The sequence below is a fragment of the Microbacterium sp. AG1240 genome, from assembly GCF_003635115.1.
In the GTDB taxonomy this organism is placed as follows: Bacteria; Actinomycetota; Actinomycetes; order Actinomycetales; family Microbacteriaceae; genus Microbacterium.
In genome coordinates, this window is the sequence record NZ_RBXJ01000004.1 from 34,087 (window position 1) to 48,476 (window position 14,390).

At 71.0% G+C, this 14,390-nt stretch carries 13 protein-coding genes; 7 read left to right on the forward strand and 6 right to left on the reverse strand.

Going from position 1 to position 14,390, the window contains the following annotated elements; all coding sequences use genetic code 11:
- Positions 1 to 113 precede the first annotated feature (113 nt).
- Positions 114 to 335 (forward strand): PLDc N-terminal domain-containing protein, encoded by a 222-nt coding sequence (locus tag DEU34_RS15000; RefSeq protein ID WP_121151682.1) that lies wholly within the window; start codon positions 114 to 116, stop codon positions 333 to 335.
- 290 nt (positions 336 to 625) lie between these two features.
- Positions 626 to 1,462 carry a cation-transporting ATPase gene (locus DEU34_RS15005; RefSeq protein ID WP_121151684.1) on the forward strand — a complete coding sequence of 279 codons (837 nt, stop codon included), beginning with the start codon at positions 626 to 628 and terminating at the stop codon, positions 1,460 to 1,462.
- 17 nt (positions 1,463 to 1,479) lie between these two features.
- Here the strand turns inward: DEU34_RS15005 and arfB are convergent, their stop codons facing one another.
- Positions 1,480 to 1,917, reverse strand: a complete 438-nt coding sequence (gene arfB, locus DEU34_RS15010; protein ID WP_121151686.1) for an alternative ribosome rescue aminoacyl-tRNA hydrolase ArfB — start codon at positions 1,915 to 1,917, stop codon at positions 1,480 to 1,482.
- 58 nt (positions 1,918 to 1,975) lie between these two features.
- Here arfB and DEU34_RS15015 point away from each other — a divergent pair, with 58 nt between their 5' ends.
- The gene (locus DEU34_RS15015) at positions 1,976 to 2,728 is read left to right on the forward strand and encodes a gamma-glutamyl-gamma-aminobutyrate hydrolase family protein (RefSeq protein WP_121151688.1); all 753 of its coding nucleotides are present in this window, start codon (positions 1,976 to 1,978) and stop codon (positions 2,726 to 2,728) included.
- A 317-nt stretch (positions 2,729 to 3,045) separates the two neighbouring features.
- Positions 3,046 to 3,705, forward strand: a complete 660-nt coding sequence (locus tag DEU34_RS15020; protein ID WP_259460193.1) for a DUF1345 domain-containing protein — start codon at positions 3,046 to 3,048, stop codon at positions 3,703 to 3,705.
- A 15-nt stretch (positions 3,706 to 3,720) separates the two neighbouring features.
- Here DEU34_RS15020 and DEU34_RS15025 read toward each other — a convergent pair whose 3' ends face one another.
- Both DEU34_RS15025 and DEU34_RS15030 read right to left on the reverse strand, forming a co-directional pair.
- The gene (locus DEU34_RS15025) at positions 3,721 to 4,887 is read right to left on the reverse strand and encodes a hypothetical protein (protein WP_121151690.1); all 1,167 of its coding nucleotides are present in this window, start codon (positions 4,885 to 4,887) and stop codon (positions 3,721 to 3,723) included.
- Positions 4,888 to 4,965: 78 nt separating this feature from the next.
- Positions 4,966 to 5,589 carry a peptidase M23 gene (locus tag DEU34_RS15030; RefSeq protein WP_259460194.1) on the reverse strand — a complete coding sequence of 208 codons (624 nt, stop codon included), beginning with the start codon at positions 5,587 to 5,589 and terminating at the stop codon, positions 4,966 to 4,968.
- Between the two features lie 275 nt (positions 5,590 to 5,864).
- Between DEU34_RS15030 and DEU34_RS15035 the strand changes: the two genes are divergently transcribed.
- Entirely contained in the window at positions 5,865 to 6,704 is an 840-nt protein-coding gene (locus DEU34_RS15035; RefSeq protein WP_121151694.1) for an aldo/keto reductase, read from the forward strand.
- A 4-nt stretch (positions 6,705 to 6,708) separates the two neighbouring features.
- On the opposite strand, the gene DEU34_RS15040 is transcribed toward DEU34_RS15035, so the two are convergent.
- The 3 genes from DEU34_RS15040 to DEU34_RS15050 all read right to left on the reverse strand — a co-directional run bounded on the left by DEU34_RS15040 (position 6,709) and on the right by DEU34_RS15050 (position 12,730).
- Positions 6,709 to 9,258, reverse strand: coding sequence for an excinuclease ABC subunit UvrA (locus DEU34_RS15040; protein ID WP_121151696.1), 2,550 nt, complete (start codon positions 9,256 to 9,258; stop codon positions 6,709 to 6,711).
- Positions 9,259 to 9,525: 267 nt separating this feature from the next.
- Entirely contained in the window at positions 9,526 to 11,265 is a 1,740-nt protein-coding gene (locus DEU34_RS15045; RefSeq protein ID WP_121151698.1) for a DEAD/DEAH box helicase, read from the reverse strand.
- 55 nt (positions 11,266 to 11,320) lie between these two features.
- Complete coding sequence (locus DEU34_RS15050; RefSeq protein WP_183042518.1) at positions 11,321 to 12,730, reverse strand: lipocalin-like domain-containing protein; 1,410 nt, start codon at positions 12,728 to 12,730, stop codon at positions 11,321 to 11,323.
- Between the two features lie 195 nt (positions 12,731 to 12,925).
- Between DEU34_RS15050 and DEU34_RS15055 the strand changes: the two genes are divergently transcribed.
- The gene (locus DEU34_RS15055; RefSeq protein WP_121151702.1) at positions 12,926 to 13,357 is read left to right on the forward strand and encodes a DUF2809 domain-containing protein; all 432 of its coding nucleotides are present in this window, start codon (positions 12,926 to 12,928) and stop codon (positions 13,355 to 13,357) included.
- Complete coding sequence (locus DEU34_RS15060; RefSeq protein WP_121151704.1) at positions 13,354 to 14,376, forward strand: NADPH:quinone reductase; 1,023 nt, start codon at positions 13,354 to 13,356, stop codon at positions 14,374 to 14,376. The genes DEU34_RS15055 and DEU34_RS15060 overlap by 4 nt, the downstream gene beginning before the upstream one ends.
- Positions 14,377 to 14,390: the final 14 nt, after the last annotated feature.

The following is a 14,390-nucleotide window of genomic DNA, read 5'->3' on the forward strand; positions in this document are numbered from 1 at the left end:
CCCCGGTCGTCGGTGCGCCCCGAGCCTTCGGCGGGCCACCTCCCGGACCCCCGCCGTGACGGTCGCGCGGTGTCGCGTTTGCCAGGCGTGCCGAGCGGTGACAGTCTCGAAGGATGTTCAGCGGACTCACCGGATGGCATCTGATCATCCTCTCGGTCGTCTTCTTCATCCCCTTCCTCCTCGCGGCGATCAGCATCGCGCGCCATCGCACGGCGTCGGGGCTGGAGAAGGCGGTATGGGTTCTGGTGATCCTCGCGTTCCCGTTGCTCGGTCCCCTCCTCTGGTTCGTGATCGGTCGCCGAGGAGGCCGCGAGAGTCCTCGCCCAACCCCGTGACGGGACCGGTGTGCCGGCGCGGGGCGGTGATCGTCCCGGCGAGCCGCGACCCCGACCTCGCGTGAGCGACGAACTGTCAGCGCAGACATAGCCGCAGCGGGTTAACGTGGGTCTCGCAAGGGGAGTACTCCCATCACGTCGGATTCGTCAGTACGGATGTGCCGCAGCATCCCGGATCCATCGGCCCCGCCCGCGGGGTGGAGGAGACCTTGAATGCCCGACCGGCCGTGGCCGGGGCGTTCGAGGTGGCTCGGCGCTCCGACGCACCGGTCCGACCCTCAGGAGGACCCGTGAGCAAGCTCTCACGTCTCATCGGCATCGCGTCGAAGGCGCTGGACAAGAACGGATCGTCGCAGACCGCGAGCCCCGGCGCTGGATCCGACTGGCGTTCGATCGTTCGATCGGCCGCGGACTCGCTCACCGGTGACGGGCGTCAGGCCCAGCCCGGCGCACGTGATGACGCCTCGCCGTCGTCGAACCGGTACGCACCGCCCCCGCCCGCCGGCTACGCGCCTCCTGCCGCGAAGGGAGCGGGCTCGGTGAGCGCCGCCGACCGGCAGGCGATCGCCCGCTACGACTACCTGCTCCAGACCGCCGATCCGCACCAGATCGAGCAGATCCACCGCGATGCGTTCGCGCGGCTCAGCCCCGAGCAGCGTGCTCACGTCGAGACCCGGATGCGGGCGGAGCTGCCGCCGCACGAGGCCCCGCGTTCGTCCGATCCGTCGGATCTCGCGCGAACCGCGGCGCGCGCCGAGGCATCGCGACCCGGGATGCTGCGCGGCCTCCTCGCCCGAGCCGGTGGCGGATCCCGCGGCGGCGGTCACGGTGGGGCGCTCGCCGGCGCCGGTCTCGGAATGGCGGGAGGAATACTCGCCGGTGTCGCCGGCGGCGCGATCCTCAGCGGCATCGCCGGTCCGCTGCTCGCGCAGGCCGCAGGGTTCGGCGTCGACTTCGACGCCCTCGCCGGTTCGCTCGATGTGGAGGGCCTGGCCGGCGGTGTGGAGGGGATCGCCGGCGGGGTCGAGGGGATCGCGGGAGATGCGACATCGGCTCTCGGCGAGCAGGTGAGCGGGTTCGGCGATCAGCTGGGCGGGTTCGATCTGGGGGGCCTCTTCGACCGCTGATGCGGGTGGGGCGCGGGTCAGTCGATCGGTCGTCGACGCATCTGCTTCACGTCGGTCCGCCGCTGCTTGGCCTTGAGCCGCCTCTCCTTCGCGCCGCGGCTCGGTTTTGTCGCACGTCGGGCCGGCGCCGGAGGGCGGAGGGCGTCGGCGACGATCTCGGCGAGGCGTTCGCGCGCAGCATCCCGATTGCGAATCTGGGCGCGATGTTCGGACGCGGCGATCGTGAGCACTCCGTCGACCAGACGACCGCCCAGCCGTTCGAGCAGCCGATCGCGCTGAACGGTCGACAAAGCGCTCGAGCCGGCGGCGTCCCACGAGAGCTCGACCCGGGAGTCGGCCGTGTTGACGCCCTGTCCGCCGGGCCCCGACGACCGCGAGAACCGCCACGACAGCTCGGCTTCGGGAATCGTGACACCCTCCGTGACCCGGAGGCCCGGACGATGGGGGACAGGCATACGTCCATCCTCGTACAGCGAGGCGGCTCGCCGGCATCCGGTCTGTGACAATGTCGACGTGCCCGATGCGAACGCCCGAACGAGTCCGCCCCGCCCTGTCCTCCTCGTCGTCGACGTCGGTGACGGGGGGCGCGTCGACCCGGCTTTCGAAGACCGGCTGCAGAAGCTCACCGCGGGCGTGATCGCCGCGGCCGACGCGGTCGGCTTCGACGTCGACCGCGTGCCGGCCGCGCAGACGCCGGTCGATGAGATGGTCCGGCGGCTGGACGCGGCGGACGCGGTGGTCATAACGGGTGGGGAGGATGTCGATCCGTCGTTCTACGGGGGTCGTGCGGATGAGCCGCATCTGGGTCAGACGTTTCCCGCCGCCGACCGGGCGCAGATCGCCGTCGTGCGACGAGCAGTCGAGACTCGGGTGCCGCTCGTCGGCATCTGCCGAGGCATGCAGCTGGTGAACGTCGCGCTGGGGGGAGACCTCGTGCAGCACCTGCACGGCGGCGGGCACTCGAACGCTGCCGACCCGGCCGACAGCATGGTCGACCACCGTGTCGAGCTCGACGCCGACAGTGTCTTGGCGCGCCTGCTGGGCGCGACCGAGCTCGAGGTCCGCAGCTCGCACCATCAGTCCGTGAACCGGCCGGGAGAGGGTCTGCGGGTCGTCGCCCATGCCGACGACGGCACGATCGAGGCGATCGAGCACGAAGATGCTCCCCTCTGGTGCGTGCAGTGGCATCCGGAGGAGGCTGGCTCGCGCGGTACCGTGCTCGCCGACCTGCTCGCGGCCGCGATGGGGGCCCGGCGTCGGGGCTGACCCGGTCGCCCGGATGCTGCTCCCGGATGCTGCGCCCCGGGCCCGGTCGCCCCGGACGCGGCGCCCCGGGTGCTGCGGCCCGGACGCGGCGCCCCGGGTGCTGCGCGCACCCTTCTCGACCGAACTCAGGATGAATCTGCGTGACCGGCCGGCGGGCCGCGAAAACACGCGGGCCGTCGAGCCCCGCTCCACGTTCGTCCTGAGTACGGGCTCGCGGGTGCGGATGACACGGGGGCAAGAGACGGGTCGGGGTGCGGTCCGCGCTAGGGTGCGGATGACGCCGACGCCCGTTGCGCCGCGGAGAAGGGAGGTGCCGCGTGAGCGATCAGACCCGTGACTTCGACGACGCCTGGCACCGGTCGGGGGTGCGCGTCGGGGTGATGTTCCTCGTTCTCGTCCTGGTCACCGTCGGCGTGAGCGCGGCCGGATCGTGGGCGTACGCGCCCGCGGTCGGGTGGACCGCCGCATCCGCCACCTTCATCTCGTGGGAGTGGGCGACGGTTCTGCGCCTCGGACCCGCCGACACCGCCAGCCACGCGACGCGCGAAGACCCCACGAGGGCGACGGCGCAGGGGCTGCTGCTGCTGTCGAGTCTCGCCAGCTTCGGGGCCATCGCGCTCGTGCTGTACGAGTCGGGCTCGGTGACCGGGCCCGAGAAGTTCGCGCTCGTGGCCATCGCGCTGCTCACCGTCGCCGCTTCGTGGTGTCTCGTGCACGTGCTCTTCACACTGCGATACGCCGCGATCTACTACCGCGACGCAGGCGCGGGTGTCGACTTCAACCAGACCGAGCCGCCGCAGTACCGCGACTTCGCCTACCTCGCCTTCACCCTGGGCATGACCTACCAGGTGTCGGACACGAACCTGACGAGCAGCGCCATCCGCCGTGAGGCGTTGCGGCACGCGCTGCTCTCGTTCGTACTCGGGGTCGTGGTGCTCGCCGCGACCATCAACCTCGTGGCCACACTCATCGCCTGACGGGCCGGCGCCCGATCAGCCGCTGCGTTCGACGCCCGTCGCGTCGGGCAGCATGTCGAAGAACACCGAGGTGTACTCGTCCCGGGCCGAGAACACGACGCGCAGGGGGCCGGTCTGCTGGCCGAACAACTCGCTGTCGATGTCGGAGTCGACGCCGCGGCTCACTGACAGGGTCATATCGTCGGTGTTCGCGTAGCCGGCGTCGGTGGCCGCACCCTCGGCCACGGGCCATAGCGCTTCCCACGACACCTCGTCGGCGCCGAACTCCTGCGCGACCGAGCGGGGCTGGCTGGGCGCTGCGCCGGCGTGATCCACCCGGCCGGCGCGGTACATCCACGAGTCCGACGCGAGCTCGCCAGGTCGGACGGGAGCGGTGACGCTGATGAAATCGGCGGAGACCGTGACCGAGATCAGGCGCCTGTGACCGACCTCGGCGGCGATCGCGTCCACCGCCGCGGTGAGATGTTCGGGGGAGCGGAGGTCGGCGTGCAGGCGTCCCTCCTGGAGGGCGCTGATGCTCTGCCCGACGGCGACGTGGTACGGGGCGACCACCGCGGCGGCGGTGATCAGGGCGGTCGCGGCGAACAGCACGAAGCGCACCGGCCGCCCCCGTCGCCCGACCCCGAGGAACGGGCGCCGTCGTCGTCCGCCCATCGGCACGGTGCCCGGTTCGGGGCGCAGGATCGGTCCCGCCTGCGCAGCAGGCGGAATCCGCGACGCGTCCGCCGCGGGCGTTTCCTCGGGCGCGTCGACGAGCGCGATCTCCGGACCGTCCGGTACGAGCAGGACGGCCGAGTGGATGCTTCCCGGTTGGAAGCGGGGCACGTCGACGATCTTCACGATCCGACGAACCGTGGTGCGGAACGCCGCACCGGTCTGCGGAAGCACCGTGACGTCGAGCTCGCACAGAGGCTGGTCGTTGATCAGCGTGCCCGTCTGCCGGATCGCATCCACCCGCGCGACGGCCGAGCGACCTGCGGCCCGGGCTGCGGCGATGTCGGCGTCGGAGGCCGGCGAGATCCCTCGCGCCGTTCGCAGGACGGCCATGAGGATGCTGGTGCCGACGATGAGCGTCAACGACACCGCGATCGTCCAGTCGCCCGCGCCGGGCGGACCCACGAGCTGAACCACCACCCCTCCCGCACCGATACCGACACCGATGAAGAAGAGCAGGCGAAGCATGATCTCAGGCTATCGAGCCGCCCGACGGGCCTCGGCCCGCCGTCCAGAGCGGGGCTGCGGGTCGCTCCTGACTCGGCTTCAGGCGGTCGGGCAGCTCGGGATGCCGTCGGCGCGATCGTCGCCGATCGGTGCGCCCGACACGGCGGCGACGGCACGCACGGCCGCGTCCCAGTAGCGCGCGTAGTGAGACGGATCGGCGTTGACCTGCGTGGTGTGCGCAACGATCGTGGGCTCGAGTGCGGCGCGGTCGGGCACACGCGCAGCCATGGCCCGGTAGAACAGGGTCGCCGCGGTGTACGGATCGAGGCGCGCCTCGCGCGTGCCCCAGGTGTCCTGCTGCTGGAACAGCCCGATCGACGTCGTCCGCGATCCGTCGGGGTTCGTGACGCCGCTGGTCTCCCAGTCGCCGTAGTCGATGTTGCGCAGAGACGACTCGCCCATCGCTGTCATCACGGCGATCGTCTGGTCGCGGCTGTCGAAGCCGAGGTCGCGCCCCGCGATCAGGATCGTGCAGGCGTTGCCGAGTTGCGCCACCCCGTACCCGGCGATGCCGGGCGCGGCGGGCTCGACGGGTGCGGGTGGTGCTTCGCGGTCCGTGCCGAAGGCGGGCGAGCTCAGCGCATCGTCCCAGGCTGCCGACAGAGAGGTCAGAGCGTAGCCGCCGCCCCAGATGACAGCGGCGCCGAGCAGCAGCGGCAGCACGATGCCGGAGGCGATCAGCCACGTGCGTCGGGTGCGCCGTCGCTTCGCGCGCCGTGCGCGCGCTCGCCGGGCGGCGGATGCGGGGGGCCTCCTGGCGCCGCGCCGCGCCGGTGCTGACCGGGATGTCGACCGGCGAACGGGAGGGCGAGAGTGCACGTGTTCCCCTCCGGTCTCTCTGTGGGCGGCGCGAAGCCATCGTAGAGGCCCCGGCCGCTGCTGCGGCACCCGGGGGATCGGCGAACGAATCACCGTCGCCCGGGCGTACCGTGGAACACATGACCCAGCTCGCGCCCCTCATCGCCCTGAACGACGGCCATCAGATCCCCGCTCTCGGGTTCGGCACGTACCCGTTGCGCGGAGAAGACGGTGCCGACGCCGTCGCCTCGGCGATCCGCACCGGCTACCGGTCGCTCGACACCGCGTTCAACTACGACAACGAGGGAGCGGTCGGAGAGGGCATCCGCCGTTCGGGGCTCGCGCGCGACGAGCTGTTCGTCACCTCGAAGCTCCCGGGGCGTCACCAGGGCGAGCCGACGGTGGCCGCCGTTCGCGAGTCGCTGTGGCGTCTGGGGGTGGAGTACCTCGACCTGTACCTGATCCATTGGCCCAACCCCAGCGTGGGGGAGTACGTGCGCTCGTGGGAGAACCTGGTGCGCGCGCGCGAGCTGGGTCTGGTGAGGTCGATCGGTGTGAGCAACTTCACCGAGCAGCACCTCACCGACGTCATCGACGCGACCGGGGTGACGCCGGCCGTGAATCAGATCGAGATGCACCCGTACTTCCCGCAGGTGGAGCAGCGGGCGGCCAACGCGCGTTGGGGAATTGTCACGGAGGCGTGGAGTCCTCTCGGGAAGGGCAACGCCCCCTACGAGGAAGAACCGGTGGTGACGGCGGCCTCGGCGCACCGGGTGACCCCCGCGCAGGTCATCCTGCGCTGGCACGTGCAGCTCGGCAGCGTCCCCATCCCGAAGAGTGCGACGCCGTCCCGTCAGGCCGAGAACCTCGACGTGTTCGGTTTCGAGCTCGACGACGCCGAGATGGCGGCCATCACCGCGCTGGGCCGGCCCGACGGACGCCTCTTCGGCGGCGACCCCGACACCCACGAGGAGCAGTGACCTCCTAGGAGCCGGCGAGCCGCCGCGCGAGGTACGGGGCTGTTCGGCTGGCGGTGTCGCTCGCGACGGTCGACGGCGTGCCCTCGGCGACGATGCGTCCCCCCGCGTCTCCTCCCGCCGGACCCAGGTCGATGACCCAGTCGGCCGCGGCCACGACGTCCATGTCGTGCTCGACGACGACGACGGTGTTGCCCGCCTCGACGAGCGCGTGCAGCTGCGTCAGCAGCAGTCGGACGTCGGCGGGGTGCAGCCCCGTCGTCGGCTCATCGAGCAGGTAGAGCGTGTGACCCCGGCGTGTGCGCTGCAGCTCGGTCGCGAGTTTGATGCGCTGCGCCTCTCCGCCCGACAGCTCGGTGGCCGGCTGCCCGAGACGGAGGTAGCCCAGACCCACCTCGCGCAGGGTGCGCAGACTCCGGGATGCTGCGGGCACGGCCTCGAGGAACTCCGCCGCCTGCTCGACGGTGAGCGCGAGGACATCGGCGATGTTCTTGCCGTCGTACGTCACCTCGAGCGTCTCGGCGTTGTAGCGCGAGCCGCCGCAGGTCGGGCACCGCCCGTAGCTTCCGGGGAGGAACAGCAGCTCCACCGACACGTAGCCCTCGCCGAGGCACGTCTCGCAGCGTCCGCCGGCGACGTTGAACGAGAACCGCCCGGCGGTGTATCCGCGCTCCCGGGCCAGGGCGGTCGCGGCGAACACGGATCGCACCGCGTCGAACAGGCCCGTATAGGTCGCCAGGTTCGAGCGCGGCGTGCGTCCGATCGGCTTCTGGTCCACGCGCACGAGACGGTCGATGTTCTCGAGGCCCGTCACACGGCGAACGGCGAGGGCGTCGACCGACGGGGTGGGCACGGGCACCTCGGTGGGGTCGCCCGTGCCGGTCGTCTCGGTTGCCTCTTCGTCTTCGTCGCCCTCGCCGCTGCCTCGAAGATGTCCGTTCACGACGTCCCGCAGCACCCGGCCGACGAGTGTCGACTTCCCCGATCCCGAGACGCCGGTGACCGCGACCAGCGTTCCCAGCGGGACGGCCGTGTCGACATCTGCGAGGTTGTGGAGCGATGCGCCCTCCAGCGTCAACCAGCTCGTGGGGGTGCGCACCTCGTGCGCCTCAGCGGGGCGCTCGGCGAGATCGGGGAAGAGGAACGGACGCGTCGCCGACTCCGTCACGTCGACGAGACCGTCGACGGGCCCGCTGTAGAGCACGTCGCCGCCCCCTTCGCCGGCTCCCGGTCCGACGTCGACGATCCAGTTCGCGCCGCGCACGACGTCCATGTTGTGCTCGACGACGAAGACCGAGTTGCCGGAGGACACGAGCTGCTCGAGCACGTCCAGCAGGGGTTCGGCGTCGGCCGGGTGAAGGCCGGCCGACGGTTCGTCGAGCACATAGACGACCCCGAACAGGCCCGAGCGCAGCTGGGTCGCGAGGCGCAGGCGCTGCATCTCGCCCGGCGAGAGCGTGGTGGTCACGCGGCCGAGTCCGAGGTAGCCGAGACCGAGATCGGTGAGCACCTGGATGCGGGAGAGCAGGTCGGTGGTCAGCGCCACGGCGACGTCGGTGCGCTCGCCGGAGGATGACGTGGGCAGGGCCTGCCCCGCATCCTCGAGCATCGTCGTCGGGCGGAGCACCTCGGCGAGTTCGCTCATCGGCAGCGCGTTCAGTTCGGCGATCGTGCGGCCCGCGAACGTGACGGCGAGCGCCTCGCGGCGCAGTCCCGAGCCCCCGCACAACGGGCAGACGCCCGTGCGGACGAAACGGAGAACGCGGTCGCGCATCGTGGCGCTCTTCGAATCGGCGAGGGTGTGGAAGACGTACTTCCTCGCGCTCCAGAACATGCCCTTGTAGGGCTTGGCGACGCGGTCGCGCTGCGGGGTGATCTCCACGACGGGCTGTTCATCGGTGAAGAGGAGCCACTCGCGGTCGGCGGGGTCGAGGTCGCGCCACGGGCGGTCGACGTCGTAGCCCAGGGCGATCGTGATGTCGCGCAGGTTCTTCGCCTGCCAGGCACCGGGCCACGCGGCGATGGCGCCGTCGCGGATGCTCAGCGATGTGTCGGGTACGAGCGTTTCTTCGGTGACGGTGTGCGCGACGCCGACGCCGTGGCACTCGGGGCATGCTCCCGCGGCGGTGTTGGGCGAGAACGCATCCGAGTCGAGCCGGGTGTCGAAGCCCTCGGGGAACGTCCCGGCGCGAGAGAACAGCATCCTCAGCGAATTCGAGAGCGTGGTGACCGTTCCGACGCTCGACCGCGAGCTGGGCGCGCCGCGTCGCTGCTGCAGCGCCACGGCCGGCGGGAGACCCGTGATGGATTCGACGTGCGGGTTGTGGCCCTGCTGGATGAGGCGGCGCGCGTAGGGCGCGACGGATTCGAGGTAGCGGCGCTGGGCCTCGGTGAAGATGGTGCCGAATGCGAGCGACGACTTCCCCGACCCCGATACGCCGGTGAAGGCGACGATGGTGTCGCGGGGTACGTCGACGTCGACGTCGCGGAGATTGTTCTCACTGGCTCCGCGTACGCGAACGAAGGCGTCGGGTGTCGCGTGCTCATATTCGGACATCGGGCCACCCTATGCGGTGCGGGCGGCGGCGACAGGACGGTGGGCGACGACGAGCTGTCGATCCTCGACCGGCACCCAGCGGTGGCTCGACCGAACGCCCCGACGGACGAGGCCCAGACCGTACTCAGGATGATTGCGCGCGGGTCGCGCGCGGACCCTGGAAATCCGCGAGAGATCGCACCCGCGCCGGGAATGATCCTGAGTACGGTCGACCCGGTGCGGCGTGCACCCGCCGCCGTCGCCTCCGGCGTGCCGGCGGCTCAGGTGTCAGTAGCGGGGCTTGCGATCGGGGCGTCCGCCCGGGCCGCCGCGGTCGACGCGCATCTCGATGAGCTTGCCGCCGATGCGGGTGCCGCTCAGGCGGTTCAGCGCGTCGTCGGGCAGGTCCGCCGGCAGCTCGACGAGCGAGAAGTCGGGGCGGATGTCGATCTTGCCGAAGTCCTCGCGCCGAAGGCCCCCCTCGTTCGCGAGGGCGCCGACGATCTGGCGCGGCTCGACCTTGTGTCGCTTGCCCACGGCGAGCCGGTACATGACGAGGTTCGCCTGCGACGGGCGTCCGCGACGCTCGGGGCGACCATCGTCGTCGCGATCGTTGCGGGGCGTGCGCGGGCGGTCGTCGCGGTCGAACCGCTCGGTGCGCTCCTGGGCGGGGTCGAGGAGGAGGGGCGTCTCGCCCTGCGAGACCACGGCCAGCGCGGCGGCGACGTCGGCCTCGGGCACGTCGTGGTGCTCGACGTAGTGCGCGATGATGTCGCGGAACCGGTCGATGCGGGCCGTCTGCTCGAGCGCGGCGGTGATGGCTTCGTCGAAGCGGGTCAGTCGGGTCGCGTTCACGTCCTCGACGCTCGGCAGCTGCATCTGGGTGAGGGGCTGCCGGGTGGCGCGCTCGATGTTCGCCAGCATGCGTCGCTCGCGCGGCGTGACGAAGCTGATCGCGTCGCCGGTGCGTCCGGCACGGCCGGTGCGGCCGATGCGGTGCACGTACGACTCGGTGTCGATCGGCAGGTCGAAGTTCACGACGTGGCTGATCCGGTCGACGTCGAGGCCGCGCGCGGCGACGTCGGTCGCGACGAGGATGTCGAGCTTTCCCGACTTCAGCTGGTTGACGGTCTTCTCGCGCTGCGCCTGGGCGACATCACCGCTGATCGCGGAGGCCGTGTAGCCGCGTGCGCGGAGTTTCTCGGCGAGCGTCTCGGTCTCGTTCTTCGTGCGGACGAACACGATCATGCCCTCGAAGTTCTCGACCTCGAGGATGCGGGTGAGCGCGTCGACCTTCTGGGGGTACGAGACGTTCAGGTAGCGCTGGGTGATGTTCGACGAGGTCGCGGTCTTGTTCTTGACCGTGATCTCCTGCGGATCGCGCAGGTACTGCTGCGAGATCCGGCGGATCTGGGCGGGCATGGTGGCGGAGAACAGCGCCACCTGCTTGTCGGCGGGGGTATCGGCGAGGATCGTCTCGACGTCTTCGGCGAAGCCCATCTTGAGCATCTCGTCGGCTTCGTCGAGCACGAGGAACTTCAGCTCCGACAGGTCGAGGGTGCCCTTGACGAGGTGGTCCATGATGCGCCCGGGCGTACCGACGACGACGTGCACGCCGCGGCGCAGCGCCGACAGCTGAGTGCCGTACCCCTGTCCGCCGTAGATCGGCAGCACGTTCACGCCGCGAAGGTGCGACGCGTAGCGCTCGAACGCCTCGCAGACCTGCAGCGCGAGCTCGCGGGTGGGGGCGAGCACGAGCGCCTGCGGCTTCTGCTGCGACGCGTCGAGCTGCGAGAGGATCGGCAGCGCGAACGCGGCCGTCTTTCCCGTGCCCGTCTGCGCCATGCCGATCACGTCGCGGCCGGCCAGCAGAGGCGGGATGGTCGCCGCCTGGATGGCCGACGGGGTCTCGTAGCCGACGTCTTTCAACGCCTTGAGCACCGAAGCGTCGAGTCCCAGGTCGGAGAAGGACTGCTGCTCGACGACCACGTCGGGTGTTGCGGACGTGTCGGACTCGGATGCTGTCATTACTCCACGGTAGCGCGTGCGAGCCCTCGGACCACGGTCGAGCGGGTGCCTCGGGTCAGTACGCCTGCTCGATCCACGCGTCGCCCGACACGTCGTCGCCCAGGAATGTGCCCGACGGCTCGGCCGTGCCTTCGTAGATCGGGGCCCCGCCGACCGAGAACTCCTGGTCTTCCAGGCGCGTCGTGACGGTGATGTCGGCCTGGAAGGAGGGGATCTCGACCCGGAACTGCCGGGCGTAGGCGTTGCCGGTGCGCGGGCTCGTCCAGAGCTCGCCCACGGCGGTCACGGTGCTCGAGACGTAGAAGAGCTCGCCGTCCGCGTCCTGCAGGGTGGCGAACGCGTCGACCGGCACCCCGATCTCGGGCTTGTAGCCCTCGCCGATCATCCCGGCGTTGGAGATCGTGTATCCGTTCGAGAGCTGCATGTCCTGAAGGAGCCATCGCACGCGCGTGTCCGACGTGCCGCCGCCGAAGAACCCGTACTCGTGGTCCATCCAGGTCGTCCCGGTGACCGTGTACTCGTGCCCGGCGACGGTGATGGTGCCGGATGCGGCGAGGCGCGTGTAGGAGAAGTAGTAGTTGTCCTTCTCGAGACTCTGCTCGGTGGCAGTCGGTTCGATGCCGGTGCCCCACACGAAGAACGGACGCCCCTGCTGCGAGAACTCCAGATCGAAGACGACCTCGTCGAGGGTCTCCTGGTCGACCAGCACGGAGTGCACGGCGATGTTTCTCGTCGGGTCGCTCTGGGGTGCCGTCATCGTCACGGAGTTGCGGACGGCGACGGCCGTCGCCCCGCTCCCTCCGCCACCGGTGAGTGTCACGGCGGGGGTCCGGGTGTAGCCCGCTCCCGGCTTCAGCAGCACGATCTGGGTGACGCCGCCGCGGTCGTCGAGCACGGCGATCCCGCTCGCCCCCGACCCGTCCCCGTCGATCGACACCGTGGGCGCCGAGGTGTAGCCCGACCCTGCCGATGCCACACTGAAGCCTCCGACCAGCCAGCCCGGGTCGCCCAGTCGCGCGTACCAGGGTTTCGCGGGATCCCCTTCGGCCCAGTGGCGCACGTCGAACACGCCGAAGGGAGCGGGCCCGTACACCTGCGTGCGCTCGTAGTGCCGCGCGGCGGAGACGTCGCTCAGCGACACCTGGGTCATGGCGAAGTGCTGCCCGGTGAACGATGCGGCGTTGATCTCGAACCCGAAGACCCTGTCGCCGGCGCGCAGCGTGCCGGTGTGCCACCACCATTCCGTCGGGGCGCCGTCGTGGCGGTACATGTCGTCGGGGAGGCGGAGAACGACGTCTTCCCGGGGCACCGGTGCGGGCTTCGTCGAGCCCGACCACCGCGGATTGGGCGGGACCGGAACGGTCGGTGCGGGCACACCGCCCGGCGAAGGGTGCACCAGGTCCCGCAGGGCCGAAGCGATCGCACCGATGACCGGCATCCGAGAAGCCCACCCACGTCGTGACATGTTCCGGAGCCTAGGGGGTCGAAGCCGTCCGAGACGAGACCCCGGCGATCTCCGCAGCATCCGATCGACATCTTCGCGTGTGAACCCGCATCCCCGCGCGGCTGCGGGTGTGGATCGCGGCGATGGTGTGTGGAATGGATGCTGCGCTGGTCGGCGCAGGACCGGTACCGCGCGCCGGTGGTTACGGTGAGGCGTATGAGTCCGCCCCCGCGCACCGCCCGTCGTCGACGGCTGGCCGCCGCGATCGCGCTCGTCGTCATCGTGGCCGCGGGTCTCCTCGTGCACCGGGCGGCGCCGAGCTCTCCGGCGACCGACGTCGCCGGAGACGCGCTCTACTCCGTCGCGGTCTACACGGGCCTCGTCACGCTCTTCGCGTCGGGACGGCGGTCGGCGCTGGGTGCTCTCGCCGTGGTCTGGTGCGTGGCGGTCGAGCTCTTCCAGCTCACCGGAGTTCCCGTCGCGCTCGCTGCGGCCTTCCCACCGATCGCGCTGGTGCTCGGTACCGGGTTCGACGCGCGCGATCTCGTGGTGTACCCGCTCGCCGTCGTCGTCGCCGCGGCCGTCGACGCGATGGTCGGGCGCCGCGGCGGAATGACCTCGGGCGACCGGGGGTTGGAGTCGACATGACCTCGATCGTGTACTCCCACCGTGGCCCCTCGTCCGTCCTCTCGGTCGCGGAGCGACCGGTTCCGAAGCCGGGTCGCGGCGAGGTGAGGGTGAAGATCGCCGTCTCGGGCGTGAACCCGACCGACTGGAAGGCGCGCGCGGCCGACCGTCCGATGGAGTTCGCGGAGATCGTGCCGAACCAGGACGGCGCGGGAACGGTCGACGCCGTCGGCGAGGGCGTCGACGACCTCTCCGTGGGCGACCGCGTCTGGATCTACCTCGCGCAGCACGGCCAACCGGGCGGGACGGCCCAGGAATACGCGGTGGTTCCGTCGGTGCGCGCCGTACGTCTCCCCGACGACATCGGCTTCGACGTCGCCGCGAGCCTCGGCGTACCGGCCATGACGGCGCATCGCGCGCTCACCGTGCACGAGTCCGGCCCCGCGCGCCTGGGCCCGGGGGCTCTGGAGGGGCGCACCGTGCTCGTCGCCGGCGGCGCGGGCGCTGTCGGTCACGCCGCGATCCAGCTCGCGGTATGGGCCGGGGCGACGGTGCTCACGACGATCAGCTCGCCCGAGAAGGCGGCGCTCGCGCGCGCGGCCGGCGCGCACCACGTCATCGACTACCGCACCCAGGACGTCGCGGCCGAGGTCGGAAAGATCGTTCCCGACGGTGTCGATCACATCGTCGAGGTGTCGCTCGCGACGAACCTCGGCCTCGACCTCGAGGTCGTCGCCAACCACGGGTCGATCGCCTACTACGCCGACAACGGCGGCGACCGGTTCGGCGGGCCCATCCGCTCCTCGTTCGCGAAGAACGTTCGCCTGCAGGGGCTGCTTCTGTACACGGTCGGCGATCACGCGCTCTTCGCGGCGGCCGATGACATCACCCGTGCGCTCGATGACGGAGCGCTGCCGGTCGGGGAGGGAGCGGGGCTCCCGCTCCTGTGGTTCCCCCTCGCCGAGACGGCCGCCGCTCACGACGCCGTCGAGGCGGGCGCGACCGGCAAGGTGCTCATCCGGGTCTCGGACGACGCCTGACGCGATAACTGCGT

Coding starts and splice junctions, on each gene's coding strand:
- DEU34_RS15050 (WP_183042518.1), bottom strand. CDS start 12,730: ATGTCACGACGTGGGTGGGCTTCTCGGATGCCGGTCATCGGTGCGATC.
- DEU34_RS15060 (WP_121151704.1), top strand. CDS start 13,354: ATGACCTCGATCGTGTACTCCCACCGTGGCCCCTCGTCCGTCCTCTCG.
- DEU34_RS15025 (WP_121151690.1), bottom strand. CDS start 4,887: ATGCTTCGCCTGCTCTTCTTCATCGGTGTCGGTATCGGTGCGGGAGGG.
- DEU34_RS15045 (WP_121151698.1), bottom strand. CDS start 11,265: ATGACAGCATCCGAGTCCGACACGTCCGCAACACCCGACGTGGTCGTC.
- DEU34_RS15000 (WP_121151682.1), top strand. CDS start 114: ATGTTCAGCGGACTCACCGGATGGCATCTGATCATCCTCTCGGTCGTC.
- DEU34_RS15040 (WP_121151696.1), bottom strand. CDS start 9,258: ATGTCCGAATATGAGCACGCGACACCCGACGCCTTCGTTCGCGTACGC.
- arfB (WP_121151686.1), bottom strand. CDS start 1,917: ATGCCTGTCCCCCATCGTCCGGGCCTCCGGGTCACGGAGGGTGTCACG.
- DEU34_RS15055 (WP_121151702.1), top strand. CDS start 12,926: ATGAGTCCGCCCCCGCGCACCGCCCGTCGTCGACGGCTGGCCGCCGCG.
- DEU34_RS15035 (WP_121151694.1), top strand. CDS start 5,865: ATGACCCAGCTCGCGCCCCTCATCGCCCTGAACGACGGCCATCAGATC.